Origin of the sequence: Streptococcus suis, from assembly GCF_024509555.1 — a bacterium.
Taxonomy (GTDB): domain Bacteria; phylum Bacillota; class Bacilli; order Lactobacillales; family Streptococcaceae; genus Streptococcus; species Streptococcus suis_AD.
Window position 1 is genome coordinate 25,771 of the sequence record NZ_JAMWEL010000020.1, and the last position, 15,541, is coordinate 41,311.

The 15,541-nt window shown below is 39.6% G+C and carries 7 protein-coding genes; 5 read left to right on the plus strand and 2 right to left on the minus strand.

The window, feature by feature from the left end; genetic code table 11:
• Positions 1-117 precede the first annotated feature (117 nt).
• The 4 genes from NF418_RS08480 to NF418_RS08495 all read left to right on the plus strand — a co-directional run bounded on the left by NF418_RS08480 (position 118) and on the right by NF418_RS08495 (position 3,711).
• On the plus strand, positions 118-816 hold the full coding sequence (locus NF418_RS08480) for a GntR family transcriptional regulator (RefSeq protein WP_256779219.1): 699 nt from the start codon (positions 118-120) through the stop codon (positions 814-816).
• Positions 817-932: 116 nt separating this feature from the next.
• On the plus strand, positions 933-1,265 hold the full coding sequence (locus tag NF418_RS08485; RefSeq protein WP_014735854.1) for a putative DNA-binding protein: 333 nt from the start codon (positions 933-935) through the stop codon (positions 1,263-1,265).
• Positions 1,266-1,277: 12 nt separating this feature from the next.
• Positions 1,278-2,852: a signal recognition particle protein gene (gene ffh, locus NF418_RS08490; protein ID WP_256779221.1), complete on the plus strand. Its 1,575-nt coding sequence runs from the start codon at positions 1,278-1,280 to the stop codon at positions 2,850-2,852.
• A gap of 193 nt (positions 2,853-3,045) precedes the next feature.
• Positions 3,046-3,711 carry a SatD family protein gene (locus NF418_RS08495; protein WP_256779222.1) on the plus strand — a complete coding sequence of 222 codons (666 nt, stop codon included), beginning with the start codon at positions 3,046-3,048 and terminating at the stop codon, positions 3,709-3,711.
• Positions 3,712-3,746: 35 nt separating this feature from the next.
• Here the strand turns inward: NF418_RS08495 and NF418_RS08500 are convergent, their stop codons facing one another.
• Positions 3,747-4,181 (minus strand): GNAT family N-acetyltransferase, encoded by a 435-nt coding sequence (locus NF418_RS08500; protein WP_256779223.1) that lies wholly within the window; start codon positions 4,179-4,181, stop codon positions 3,747-3,749.
• Positions 4,182-4,424: 243 nt separating this feature from the next.
• On the opposite strand from NF418_RS08500, the gene xerS reads away from it, so the two are divergent.
• On the plus strand, positions 4,425-5,495 hold the full coding sequence (gene xerS, locus NF418_RS08505) for a tyrosine recombinase XerS (RefSeq protein ID WP_256779224.1): 1,071 nt from the start codon (positions 4,425-4,427) through the stop codon (positions 5,493-5,495).
• Between the two features lie 154 nt (positions 5,496-5,649).
• On the opposite strand, the gene NF418_RS08510 is transcribed toward xerS, so the two are convergent.
• Positions 5,650-15,105 carry a MucBP domain-containing protein gene (locus NF418_RS08510; RefSeq protein WP_256779225.1) on the minus strand — a complete coding sequence of 3,152 codons (9,456 nt, stop codon included), beginning with the start codon at positions 15,103-15,105 and terminating at the stop codon, positions 5,650-5,652.
• Between the last annotated feature and the right edge of the window lie 436 nt (positions 15,106-15,541).

Below are 15,541 nucleotides of genomic sequence, written 5' to 3' on the forward strand. Positions count from 1 at the left end.
TTGTTATAGGTAAATTCAGATGATTGTTTGTCTAGAAAGTTTTTGCAGATAAAAATCGGTCTAGATTGGTCAAATTTCGGATATTTTGATAAACTAGGAGTAAGAAAGGCTAATCAGATGAAAGCAGCATATATTACCATTCATGATAAACTAAAAGAACAGATTGACCAGGGAGTTTGGGCAGTTGGACAACGCTTACCCAGTGAGCGCGATTTGGCTGACGAGTTTGGCGTTTCACGGATGACCTTGCGCCAGGGCATTACCCTACTGGTCGAAGAAGGGGTACTTCAACGTAAGGTGGGTTCAGGAACCTATGTGGCAAGCACTCGGGTCCAAGAAAAGATGCGTGGAACAACCTCTTTTACTGAATTGGTACAACTCCAAGGGAAAATGCCGAGCAGTCAGTTGTTGTCTTATACTCGTACCAAACCCAATGAGAAAGAAGTTGAACAGCTTGCTTTAGGTAAGGGAGAATACGTTATTCGGATGGAGCGGGTTCGCTATGCTGATAATGTCCCTGTGGTATATGAGGTAGCCAGCATTCCGGAACGCTTGATTAAGAACGTTCCCAAGGAAGATGTGACCAATCATTTCTTCAAAACCCTTATTGATAATGGCTATCGGATCGGAACAAGTAAACAAACCATTTTTGCCAGACTGGCTAATGAGAAGGTTGCCAAATATTTAGAAATTTCGAAAAATCAAGCTATTCTAGCTTTAAGACAGGTTTCTTATCTGGAAGACGGTCAAGCCTTTGAGTATGTCAATAGCCAGTATGTTGGTGAACGATTCGAGTTTTATCTGGAGAATAATTAGTACATCTACGACTGATTGTATAACGTAATATAAATTATGTAAAAAACATCTGTTTGCTAAGTGTGAAGCAGATGTTTCTATTTATTTAAGACGGAATTTTTGATATAATAAAGTTTATGGAAATTGAAAAAACCAACCGAATGAACGCCTTATTTGAATTCTATGCTGCCTTACTAACAGACAAGCAAATGAACTACATTGAGCTGTATTATGCGGACGATTATAGCTTGGCTGAGATTGCTGAGGAATTTCAAGTTAGCCGTCAGGCGGTCTATGATAACATTAAACGAACAGAAAAATTACTGGAAGACTATGAGATGAAGCTACATATGTATTCAGATTATGTAGTGCGTAGTCAGATTTTCGATGAGATGCTGAATAAGTATCCTGAGGATGCTTATTTGAAGGAAAAAATCGCTATTCTAACCAGTATTGATAATAGAGAGTAAGAGGAGAAGAAAATGGCATTTGAAAGCTTAACAGAACGTTTGCAGAGTGTCTTTAAAAATCTGCGTCGTAAGGGAAAAATTTCAGAGAGTGATATTCAGGAAGCAACCAAGGAAATTCGCCTAGCCTTGCTAGAGGCTGACGTTGCTCTTCCAGTTGTAAAAGACTTTATCAAGAAGGTACGTGAACGTGCTATTGGTCATGAAGTCATTGAAACCCTGAACCCTGCTCAACAAATCATCAAAATCGTTGATGAAGAATTGACGGCTGTTTTGGGTTCTGAAACTTCAGAAATTATCAAATCACCAAAAATTCCAACTATCATTATGATGGCTGGTTTGCAGGGGGCTGGTAAAACGACCTTCACAGGTAAGTTGGCCAATAAACTCAAGCAGGAAGAAAATGCTCGTCCACTCTTGATTGCTGCCGATATTTATCGTCCAGCTGCCATTGACCAGTTGAAGACCCTTGGTCAACAAATTGATGTACCTGTATTCGAGTTGGGCAATCAAGTCCCTGCACTGGAGATTGTACGCCAAGGTTTAGAACAAGCCAAAGCTAATCATAATGACTATGTCTTGATTGATACGGCCGGTCGTTTGCAGATTGACCAAGCCCTTATGGCCGAATTGAGAGAAATCAAAGAGTTTGCTCAGCCAAACGAAATCCTCTTGGTCGTCGATGCTATGATTGGTCAGGAAGCTGCCAACGTTGCGCGTGAGTTCAATGATCAACTGGCTATCACTGGTGTGATTTTGACCAAGATTGACGGTGATACTCGTGGTGGTGCTGCCCTGTCTGTCCGCCACATCACTGGTCAGCCAATCAAATTCACCGGTACTGGTGAAAAAATCACCGACATCGAAACCTTCCATCCAGACCGTATGTCCTCTCGTATTCTGGGCATGGGTGACATGCTGACCTTGATTGAGAAGGCAAGCAAAGAGTACGACGAGAAGAAATCACTAGAACTCGCTGAAAAAATGCGTGAGAATACCTTTGATTTCAACGATTTCATTGCTCAGCTGGACCAAGTTCAGAATATGGGACCAATGGAAGACCTGCTGAAGATGATTCCAGGTATGGCTGGTAATCCGGCCCTTGCCAACTTGAAAGTTGACGAGCGTGAAATTGCACGAAAACGAGCTATCGTATCTTCTATGACACCAGCCGAACGAGAAAATCCTGATTTGTTGACACCGAGCCGTCGTCGTCGTATTGCTAACGGTTCTGGAAATAGCTTTGTCGAAGTCAATAAATTTATCAAGGATTTCAACCAAGCGAAAACCATGATGCAGGGTGTCATGTCCGGCGACATGAACAAAATGATGAAACAAATGGGAATCAACCCAAATAATCTTCCGAAGAATATGCCAAACATGAACGGCATGGATATGTCTGCTCTTGAAGATATGATGGGCGGTGCAGGAATGCCTGATATGAGCCAACTGATGGGAGGAGCTGGTATGCCAGACATGTCCCAAATGTTTGGAGGCGGTTTGAAAGGTAAAATTGGTGAATTTGCCATGAAACAAGCCATGAAGCGCCAAGCCAATAAAATCAAGAAAGCCAAAAAGAAGAGAAAATAATCTCTTCTTTTTACTTTTTAGTTCGAAGTGATAAAGTTGCAGCAATAGAAAATAGGAGTAGTATTGAAAACATGAGTGATTTTCGACCGCTAAAATTTCCGTTTTAACGGAAAAAAGATAGAATATCTATTTTATTAGACATTTTAGCTACTATCTCTTATAATAGAAATAAGCACTAATTAAAGGACACATCATGAACTATATCGCACTAATAGGAAATATTATCCATTCAAAACAGGTTTCCAACCGTTCGAATACTATAGAACGTCTAAAACAGCAGCTGAATAGTATCAATCATTCCTTCGCTCAGGACTTCGCATCACCATTTACCCTTACAAAGGGAGATGAATTTCAAGCCCTATGCAAGCCTAACCCGTATATTTTTTTGATGATTGACCAAATCCAACTAGCCTTTCGTGATGAGGTGGAGATTAGATTTGGAATTGGTTTGGGTGAGATTCTAACAGCTATAGATCCCAAGCTAAGTATTGGAGCAGATGGTCCAGCTTATTGGGAAGCACGCAAGGCTATTGACTTCATTCATGGCAACCATGACTATGGCACCAGCAAAATTGCATTTTCTTCTGAATACAAGCAAATCGACCGTGTCATCAATCCTTTACTTACTTCAAGTGATTTTATCAAAGCTACTTGGAATAGTTCACAAACAGACTTGTTTGAATTCTTAATCAGCAATACAATTTATCAAGAAGAATTTAAGCAAAAACCGATTGCTGAGAAAATGAAACTGAGCCAAAGCGCCTTTACAAAACGCTTAAAATCGAGTGGAATAAAACTATATTTCCGAAATCGAAAAACAGCTATGGATTTAATCCTGCAGCTCAGTCAAAGAAGTTAATATAGTTTACATAATTTATTTTTTGTAAACTTTCTTTAGAATTCTAATCGCAATACAATCTCGTCTTCATCATATTCGCCAGTTTCAACAAAGCCAAGTGATTGATACAAGGCTTTGGCTGGGGTGTTTTGGGATAAAATGCAGAGCTGGACAGCTGAAAATTTTCTTTCTGAGCGGAATTTTTCCAGTAACTGTGTCATAGCCTGACGACCCAAACCTTGTCGCTGATAATTCGCATCAATAAAGAATTCAGAGATGAGATAGGCTTGTCGTTCAGGAAAATCATGATATAAAATCAAGCCAATAGGACAATCTTGCTGGTAAATCAAATAAGCCTGGCTATCAAACATTCTATAAGCAAAGCCACGTGCCAAGGTCGTTACCTTATCGGCGACAAACTCCGCTTGGTCAGGAGAAACAAATAACGGAACTCGCCAATTATCAGGACTGACAGGAACAAAATCTAACATAAAACATCCTTTCGTATTTGTTTGTATTATATCATATTTTTTATTAACTAAATTTCCCTACAGACATCTTTCCGAAAAACTATAATTTTCTTGAAACTTATATAAGGTTATGCTATACTACTTATAGTCATAACTGAAAAATATTTTTCTCAAAAAATGTACCTTATTCTTGGAAAAACTGGATTTTCTAAGGGGTATTATTTTGTACTTTTCAAACTAGTAAACTAAAATCAGGAGAAAATGATGAGACGCGAGTTATTATTGGAAAAAATTGATCAGCTGAAAGAAATTATGCCTTGGTTTGTTCTAGAATATTATCAGTCAAAATTGTCTGTGCCTTACAGTTTCACAACCTTATATGAATACTTGAAAGAATACCGTCGTTTTTTTGAATGGTTACAGGATTCGGATTTGGTATCTGTGGAACGGATTGCTGACATTCCGTTGGATATTCTGGAACATTTGACCAAAAAAGATATGGAAGCCTTCATTCTTTATCTGCGGGAGCGTCCCTTACTGAACGCCAATACCACGCAGAATGGTGTGTCACAGACCACCATTAACCGTACCCTCTCGGCCCTTTCTAGTCTCTTCAAGTATTTAACCGAAGAAGTGGAAAATGAGCTGGGCGAGCCCTACTTCTACCGCAATGTCATGAAAAAGGTGTCTACTAAGAAGAAGAAGGAAACCTTGGCAGCGCGGGCAGAGAACATCAAGCAAAAGCTCTTTTTAGGCGATGAAACTATGGAGTTTTTGGACTATGTGGACAAGGAATACCAGGTCAATCTCTCCAAACGTGCCCTCTCCTCCTTCCAAAAAAATAAGGAACGGGACTTGGCGATTTTGGCACTTCTCTTGGCATCTGGTGTTCGTCTGTCTGAGGCGGTCAATCTGGACCTCCGTGATGTCAACCTCAAGATGATGATGATTGAGGTAACGCGTAAAGGTGGCAAGCGGGACTCAGTCAATGTGGCAGGATTTGCTAAGCCTTACTTAGAAGCCTACATGGGCATTCGCCAGCAACGCTACAAGGCTGAAAAAACGGATACGGCCTTTTTCCTGTCTGAGTACCGTGGTCTGCCTAATCGCATCGACGCTTCTTCTATTGAGAAAATGGTGGCCAAGTATTCTGCGGACTTCAAGATACGGGTGACCCCCCACAAACTCCGTCATACCTTGGCAACTCGTCTCTACGACGCCACTAAGTCGCAAGTTCTGGTCAGTCATCAACTGGGTCACGCCAATACCCAGGTTACTGACCTCTATACCCATATCGTCAACGATGAGCAAAAAAATGCTCTGGATAAATTATAACTTTACGTAACATTAATTATGTAAAATCACAAGAAATAGTAACAACCTGTATAAGTCAATGCTAAAAAACGTTCCAAAGTCAATCTCTGACTCTGGAACGTTTTTTCTAATGATTTTTCGTCATATGAGGAATTTCCCTATTCTTCATTGAAGATTAATCTTCGTTGCGACGACGCTTTCCTGCAATAGCAAGAGCTGCTACAAGCATAGCTACACCTAGCACACCGGTCGCAGATGAAGTTTCACCTGTGTTTGGCAATTGAGCTTTACCTGCTTTTGGAGTTGCTGGTTGTCCTGGTTTAGCAGGAGCTGATGGAACTGGAGTTCCTGGACGACCTGGCTCTGGAGTTGTAGGATTCGCAGGGATCTTACGATAGATATGAGTAGTATTACCATTCTCATCTGTAATTGTCTTACCTGTAAATTCGTAACCTGGAATTGACTTGTCTGGGGTTGTACCATCTTCTTGTGGGTTGATGATATTTCCATCTTCGTCAACGTGGTTGGTTACAACAGCTTTAACCTTACGGTAAACGTGAGTTACATTGCCATCTTCGTCAACAGTAGTCTTACCTGTAAACTCATAACCAGGGATTGATGTATTTGGCTTAGTACCATCTTCTTTTGGTGAGATGACATTACCTTCTTCATCAACGTGGTTAGTTACAACTGTTTTAGCTGGTGTTACAAGTTCATATACATAAGTTACAACTTTTGTACCAGCAGCCACGGCACCCTCTGCAGAGTCTGAACTTACCAAATGACCATCTTCTGTTGTTTGACCAATTGTAAAGTCACCAGCAAGTACACGTTTGTAAACCGAATCACCTTTAACAATATACAATGGATACTCATTGTCACCTTGTTTCGTATCATAAGATGTTCCGATTGTAGCACCTGCTGTATCTACTACAGATGATTTGAGTTCTACACCATTTGTATCAACGTAAGTGATGACAACGTTAATTTTCTTACGGTATACGTGGGTTGTATTGCCGTTTTCATCTGTAGTTATCTTACCTGTGAACTCGTAACCTGGGATTGACTTGTTAGGTGTTGTACCATCTTCTTGTGGTGCAATTGGGTTACCATTTTCGTCAACGTGCTTGGTTACAACTTTCTTAGCAGGTGTTACTTTACGGTATACGTAAGTTACTACAGTTTCACCTTCGACAACTTTACCATTTTCAGTACCGTCAACACGAACAAGTTCGTATTCTTCACCATTAAATGTGATTGTACCTGGCTTGTTATCGGTTGTATTGTATGGTGTATCTACATCTGATGATGGTGTATCTGTTACTGGAGTAGAGATAACTGTACCATCTTCAGTAACATAGTTCACGACTACTGTACCCTTAGGAGATACTTTACGGTAAACGTGGGTTGTATTGCCGTTTTCATCTGTAGTTGTCTTACCTGTGAACTCGTAACCTGGGATTGACTTGTTAGGTGTTGTACCATCTTCTTGTGGTGCAATTGGGTTACCATTTTCGTCAACGTGCTTGGTTACAACTTTCTTAGCAGGTGTTACTTTACGGTATACGTAAGTTACTACAGTTTCACCTTCGACAACTTTACCATTTTCAGTACCGTCAACACGAACAAGTTCGTATTCTTCACCATTAAATGTGATTGTACCTGGCTTGTTATCTGTTGTGTTGTATGGTGTATCTACATCTGATGATGGTGTATCTGTAACAGGTTTAGAGATAACTGTACCATCTTCAGTGATGTAGTTCACAACAACTGTACCTTTAGGTGTTACTTTACGGTAAACGTGAGTTACATTGCCGTCTTTGTCAACAGTAGTCTTACCTGTAAACTCATAACCTGAGATTGAGGTATTTGGCTTCGTACCATCTTCTTGTGGTGAAATAGACTTACCATTCTCATCAACGTGGTTAGTTACAGGAGATTTAACTGCGCTAGATACTTTACGGTATACGTAAGTTACTTGAGTTGTACCTTCAACAACAGAGCCATTTTCATTACCTTGTGTCAATACTGGAACAAGTTCATAGACAGAACCGTCAGCTGTAGTAATTGTAGTTGGTTTGTTATCTGTTGTATCGTAAGATGTACCTGTTGAAGTTGAGCTTGTGTCTTCTACTTGAGCAGCAATCACATTGCCTTCAGTGTCGATGTAGTTAACAACTACGTTACCCTTCACTTCTTCATATACGTAAGTCACTTGCTTGTCTTCGCCTGGAGTTACTGATCCATTTTCTTCACCAGTAGTCAAGCTTGGAACAAGTTTGTAAGTCTTACCATCTTCAGTAGTGATTGTAGATGGTTTGTTATCTTCAGTTGTATATGTCTTACCTGGTTCAGCGTTCTCTTCATCCTTAACTGGAGATTTGATTACTGTACCATTTGTAGTTACATAGTTAACTGTTACTGAACCTGCTGGCTCGTAGACGTAAGTTACTTCTGTAGTACCTTCTACAACTTTACCAGTTTCGCTATCGCCAGCTTTCACTTCTTTGTAGAAGTATGTAACACCATTGTGTGTGATAACAGCTGGTTTGTAGTCAGTTGTGTCGTAGGCAGTATCAAGAGCAGCGTCAGTCGTATCATTAACTGAAGTTGCAATTGTTTCACCGTTAGTGTTTACGTAGTTCACAACAACGCTACCGTTTGGATTTGGAGCTGGAGTGGTTACTTTTTGGTAAACGTAAGTTACTTGAGTTGTACCCTCAACAACTGAACCATTCTCATTGCCTTTAGTCAATACTGGAACAAGTTTGTACTCAGTACCATCTTCAGTAGTGATAGTTTCTGGCTTGTTATCTGTTGTATCGTAAGCTGTGCCTGTTGATGTAGATGCTGTATCTGTTACAGGGGCTTTGATTACATTACCTTCAGTGTCGATGTAGTTAACAACAACGTCACCTTTCACTTCTTCGTATACGTAAGTTACTTTCTTGTCTTCGCCTGAAGTTACTGATCCATTTTCTTCACCAGTAGTTGAGCTTGGAACAAGTTTGTATGTCTTACCATCTTCAGTAGTGATAGTAGTTGGCTTGTTGTCTTCAGTTGAGTATGTCTTACCTGGTTTAGCATTCTCTTCATCCTTAACTGGAGATTTGATTACTGTACCGTCAGTTGTTACATAGTTAACTGTTACAGAACCTGCTGGCTCGTAAACGTATTGAACAGTTGTAGTACCTTCAACAACAGTACCTTTCTCAGCAGCTGATGTATCTTTCACTTCTTTGTAGAAGTAAGTTACACCATCTTTAGTGATTGATGCTGGTTTGAAATCAAATGTTTCATAGACAGTTCCAGTAGTCGTTTCTGGTGTATCTACAACATCAGAAGCGATTTTCTTACCTGCAGTATTGTAGTACTCAACCACAACGTTACCTGTCTTAGCTGCTGGAGTTACTTTTTGGTAAACGTAAGTTACTTGAGTTGTACCCTCAACAACTGAACCATTCTCATTGCCTTTAGTCAATACTGGAACAAGTTTGTACTCAGTACCATCTTCAGTAGTGATAGTTTCTGGCTTGTTATCTGTTGTATCGTAAGCTGTACCTGTTGATGTAGATGCTGTATCTGTTACAGGGGCTTTGATAACATTACCTTCAGTGTCGACGTAGTTAACAACAACATTACCTTTCACTTCTTCGTAAACGTAAGTGATTTGCTTATCTTCACCTGAAGTAACTGTTCCAGTTTCTTCACCTGTGGTCTTGTTTGGAACAAGTTTGTATGTCTTACCGTCTTCAGTTGTGATGGTTGTTGGCTTGTTGTCCTCAGTTGAGTATGTCTTACCTGGCTCAGCGTTTTCTTCATCCTTAACAGGAGTCTTGATAGGTGTACCATCAGTAGTTACATAGTTAACTGTTACAGAACCAGCTTGCTCGTAAACGTAAGTGATTTCAGTCGTACCTTCTACAACTTTACCAGTTTCAGCAGCCGAAGTTGCGTCTACTTCTTTGTAGTAGTATACTGTGCCATCTTCTGCTGTGATCTTAGCTGGTTTGTTATCAGTTGTGTCGTAGGCTGTACCTGTTGAAGTTGTCTTCGTATCCACTACTTGTGAAGCAATGACTTTGCCATCAGTATTTACATAGTTAACAACAACATCGCCTTTAACTTCTTCGTAAACATAAGTTACTTGAGTCACACCTGGAACAACATCGCCTGTTTCAGAACCTTGAGTAAGTTTAGGAACAAGTTTGTATGTCTTGCCATCTTTAGTTGTGATTGTTTCTGGCTTGTTATCAGTTGTGTCGTATGGAGTACCTGTTGAAGTTTCTGGTGTATCTGTCTCAGGATCTTTGATAACAGTTCCGTCAGTCGTTACGTAGTTAACAACAACTGAACCTTTCACTTCTTTGTAGACGTAAGTTACTTCTGTTGTCTTACCTGCTTCAACTGTACCTTCTTCTGTACCGATTGTAGCTGTTGGGATCAACTCGTAAGTCTTACCATCTTCAGTTGTGATAGTTGTTGGTTTGTTATCTTCAGTTGAGTATGTCTTACCTGGTTCAGCGTTCTCTTCGTCCTTAACTGGAGATTTGATTACAGTACCATCTTCAGTGATGTAGTTAACAACAACGTTACCAGCTTTTTCGTAAACATACTGAACAGTTGTTGTAGTTTCTGCTACTTTACCAGTTGTTGGTGCAGAAGAATCTTTCACTTCTTTGTAGTAGTAAACTGTACCATCTTCAGTAGTAATTTTCTCTGGTTTGTGGTCTTCATCTGTGTTGTAGACAGTACCAACAGACTTGTCATCTTCATCCACAACAGTCTTAGCAATAACTTCACCATCTGTGTTGTAGTATTCTACAACAACGTCAGATTTAACTTCTTCGTAGATGTACGTTACTTCGATAGTCTTACCTGCTTCAACGTCACCAGTTTCGTTACCTTTAGTCGCAGTTGGAACAAGTTTGTAAACTTTGCCATCTGTAGTAGTAATCGTTTCTGGTTTGTTATCTTTTGTATCGTATGGACTACCTGGTTTTTGATTTGTTTCATCCTTAACTGGATCTTTGATGACTGTACCATCTGCCAATGTGTAGTTAACAACAACATTACCAGCTTTTTCGTAAACATAAGTAACTTCTGTTGTACCTTCTACAACCTTACCTGTTTCGTTTGAGCCAGCCTGAACTTCTTTGTAGTAGTACACATCACCAGTCGCATCTTCAACGATTTTCTCTGGTTTGTTGTCTTTTGTATCGTAGTCTGTTCCTGTTGATGTTGTCTTTGTATCTACTACTTGGGTAGCAATTACTTTACCATCAGTATTTACGTAGTTAACAACAACATCACCTTTCACTTCTTCGTATACATATGTTACTTGAGTCACACCTGGAACAACATCGCCTGTTTCAGAACCTTGAGTAAGTTTAGGAACAAGTTTGTATGTCTTGCCATCTTTAGTTGTGATTGTTTCTGGCTTGTTATCAGTTGTGTCGTATGGAGTACCTGTTGAAGTTCCTGGTGTATCTGTCTCAGGATCTTTGATAACAGTTCCGTCAGTCGTTACGTAGTTAACAACAACTGAACCTTTCACTTCTTTGTAGACATAAGTTACTTCTGTTGTCTTACCTGCTTCAACTGTACCTTCTTCAGTACCGATTGTTGCTGCTGGGATCAACTCGTAAGTCTTACCATCTTTAGTTGTGATAGTTGTTGGCTTGTTATCAGTTGTGTTGTACTCAGTACCTGGTTTTTGATTTGTTTCATCGTTCACAGGATCTTTGATAACTGTACCATCTTCGGTGATGTAGTTAACAACAACGTTACCAGCTTTTTGGTAAACATAAGTAACTTCTGTTGTACCTTCTACAACCTTACCAGTCTCAGGAGCTGAACCTGCTTGTACTTCGTCTTGTGGTAAGATGTAGTATACATCACCAGTAGCATCTTCAACGATTTTCTCTGGCTTGTTGTCAGTTGTGTTGTAGTCTGTACCTGTTGAAGTTGTCTTAGTATCATCTACTTGTGAAGCAATAACTTTGCCATCAGTGTTTACATAGTTAACAACAACGTTACCTTTCACTTCTTTGTAGACATAAGTGACTTCTTTTGTTTTACCTGCTTCTACAGTTCCAGTTTCATCACCAACTGTAGATGCTGGAACCAACTCATAAGTTTTACCTTCATCAGTAGTAATTTTAGTTGGTTTCAAGTCAGTTGTATCGTATGTTGAACCTGGTTTACCATCTTTAGTATCATCAACTGTGCTTGCTGTTGTAGCACCAGTATTTGTTGTACCTGAGAGTGGTTTACCATCTTCAGTGATGTAGTTCACGACAACGTTACCAGCTTCTTGGTAGACATAAGTGACGTGACTTGTCCCTTCGACAACTTTACCTACTTCTGGTGCTGAACCATCTTTAACTTCATTTTCAGGTAAGATATAGTAAGTTTTACCTGTTTCGTCATTAACGATTTTGTTTGGCTTGGTATCTGTTGTGTCGTAGGCTGTACCTGTTTTAGTGATAACTTGGTCTGTTACATCGTCTGCAATTGTGTTGCCTTCTGTATCGACGTAATGTACGATAACATCACCTTCAACCAACTTGTAAACATAAGTAATTTCTTGTGTTTCACCCGCAACAACTTTACCAGTTTCGTTACCTTGTGTCGCTGCTGGAACGAGTTTATAGATTTTACCGTCTGCTTTTGTAATTGTTTCAGGTTTCAAATCTGTTGTGTCATAAGTTGTACCTGGTTTGCCGTTCTTCGTATCGTCAACTTCACTTTCAGTTGTTGTACCTGCATCAGTTACACCTGAAATTGGGTCCCCATTTTCATCAACATATTTAACAATAACACTACCAGCTTTTTCGTAAACGTAAGTTAACTCTTTTAGTGTATCTTGTGCTACAACACCTGTTTCAGCGTCAATCTTTTCAATCAAACGCTTCTCTGTATCAGTATTGCTTGAAGCAGGTTTAAGATTGGCTGTTGTTGTATCGATTTCTTTATAGTAGTAAACAGTACCATCTTCTGCTTTGAGACTTTCATAGCGAACAGGTTTTGTATCATACGCATCATCTGTATCCCCATGATCTACAACAACGTTCTTATCTGCAACCGTAGAACCATCTGCTGCTGTGAAGTTAGTGAGAGCAGTGCCATCTGATGTGATATAGTAAACATCAACACCACCTTTTTCTGCGTAGTAGTAATGCTGATTGTTCTCATTCGCAACCAACATGTTGAACATAGCGATGATGTTAGTTTGAACTCTAACTTCTCCATCTATACCTGGAATTTTAAATACTATAGGATTTCCTTTAGCATCTACCTCCGTCTTACTATAAAGCCATGTACCTAATGGAGTTGGTTCAGCTGGATACCAGTCAACCATTGGATCATTCAAGTTGGGACTAATTTTATATGCGATTGTTGTAGCACGCTTACTGTTTGTATAGTAATTTTTTACGGTATGATTCCATGTTGTCAAGCCAGTAACTGCATCTGGTCCATCATTGGCACTAAGCGGCTCTGCCTCAGTAGATACAAATGTCAATAAGAACTTATTATCATCTGTGTTGATCTCTGTAGCATAATTTGCTCGAAGTTCTGCCAAACGACTAGCTTGTTGGTCACTTGATAAACTAGTATCGGCCTTGACCGCATCAATTTCAGCAAGATATTTATCAATAATCGCAATACGACTTGAGAAATCTAATGCCTCTGCCCCACCATTTGTAACAAAATCTACAGCTGACATTGAATCGTAGTTTTTAAAGTTCTCAATAAAATCTGGATGATCAGGGTTTATCATAAAGTTTACAAATCGAGCGGTACCATCTTCTTTTGTAATATAAATAACCCTTACTGTCTTAGGTCCAGGGAAGTATTGAATTAGGGGCGTACCAACAGTATAGTTCGTTGAAACTGGCGTATCTTTAATTACTGGTGCCTCAATCAATTCATAATTTGCAAACTCTGCTGCATCAGAAATTGTAAAGGAATCACCAGAAACCAAAGCTAGATGGGTATAACTTGCAAGTAATTCTTCTGGACGTCGTTCAGTTTTTTTAACAAGATAGTCAGTAACCTGGGCTGGTAATATTGAGGGAGCCAAGCCAGTATAACTATTGTATGAAGAGGTATCAGATGTTAAAAGTGAATAGGCAACTTGACCCATCCCGTTACCACCTTGGCCAGATCTGATATTCACATATCTAACACTTGTTTGTTGGCCAGTCGAATCCGTAAATGGCATCGTAGTTAACGACATCTGGAAAGTGAAAGTTCCTAGGTTTTTCGGTCCATTTGCAATAGTCTGGAATCGATGACGAGCAGTATTTTCAGGAATTGCTACTTCTTCAATAAATCCATTTTGTTTACTTACCAAACGTGCGTATATTACGCCATCAGAGGCAGTACGATCCATTGAAAGGGTAATATAGTAATCCGTCCCGTAACGAAGATTATAAGAACCATCATTTGTTCCAGCTACACCTTTAGCTCCGTCATCTCCATCTCCTTCTTCGGATGACAAACTATAAATCAAGAACGTAATACGACCATCTGTAGGGTCAACAGCGTATCCAGCAGGAATACGTTGCTCTTGAGCTTTTGTCGAGGCTGTTATCGTTGCCGCATCTTTGTTGAGAACTTCTTCATTCTCTGTCCAGTAACCAGGTCTGTTAGTTGCATCGTTCAGATCAGTAACAGTTGTCAAAGCAATCTCAATAGCATCTGTTCCCAAGAACTTACGCAATTCAAGTACAAGTGCTTCAACGTTTGTACGGACAGCATCGATCTGAGCATTAACAGATTCAAGTGTTGCTGCTGAATCGTTCAAGACTGCAGTCGCTTCTGTTGCAGTTAATTTAGTCGCTGCAGCAGCTGCTTTCAATGCAGTGTTGTCACTATCCGATGCTGCTACAAGTCGCTCAGCTTCGTTTGCCAATACTTCTGCTTCTGAAGTTACTTGCTCAAGAACTACTTTTGCTTCTTCTACAGTAGCAGGTGTTTTTACTGTTTCAGTAACTGTTGCAGTTGCAGGTGTAGTTGCTTCTTCAGTCGCTGTTGTAGTTGGCTCAGATGTTGTTGCTGCTTTTTCTTCAGCTTTCTTCACAACTTTAACAGTGACAATGTTTTCACCATTTTCAGTTACTACTTGAGAAACTTTTGCTGCTTGGCCAGTTGCCAATTCGTAACCTAATGGCAATTCTGTAGCTACTTCTACAGTTGATGTAGCTGTTGCTTCAGTTGTAGTTACAGTTGTTGTCTTCACATCTGCTTTTACTACTGTACCATCTTCCAATACGTACTGAACGATGTAGTTGATTGTAGCAGTACGTTCTGTGCTCACTACTGTTTCTGTAGATGAGCTTGTTGCAGTTTCAGCAGCTGAAACTAATGTTTCAGTCGTTGACGCTACTGTTGCTTCAGTGACAACTGCTTCTGAACTTGCAGACGAATCTGTAGATGAAGCGATTGTTGCTGTTGTCGCTTCTGATGAAGCTACTGTTGCTTCGGCCTGTGCTACTTGTGCCCCTGCACCTAGAGCAAGTGACATACCAAGCAAGACGCTGGCTGCACCAAAGTGATATTTACGGATTGAGAAATGTTGTCTCATACCGTACCAATCGAAAGACTTTTTCTTTGTTTTTTGCATGTATACCTCCACAAAAATAAAAATCTAGTTCAAATAACATTCCAACTATCTGTGAAATCAAAATGTATAATTTTAAAAATAAAATCATAATTAATTTGTAACAAATTCGAAAAATCTTCATAGGGGAGAATTTTTTCTTATATTGCAAATTTTTTAAAAAATAATTTTGATGACAAATTAATTGATAATGCATTCGTTCTAGATACTATATGATATTAATTATATCAAGAATAGTATAGCATTCTCCCCCTATATTTTCAAGAATTTCGCATTATTTTCAATATATTTTTGAATATCTTTTGAAAATATAGTAACCGCCCAATAACAAGGTATCTATCCACTCACTCCTTCCTCCGGTATACTGTTATAAAAAACAAACTGGAGGATTTATTATGTCTCAGCCCATCGTCCCATTGACTATTCCCCAATCTCGCCG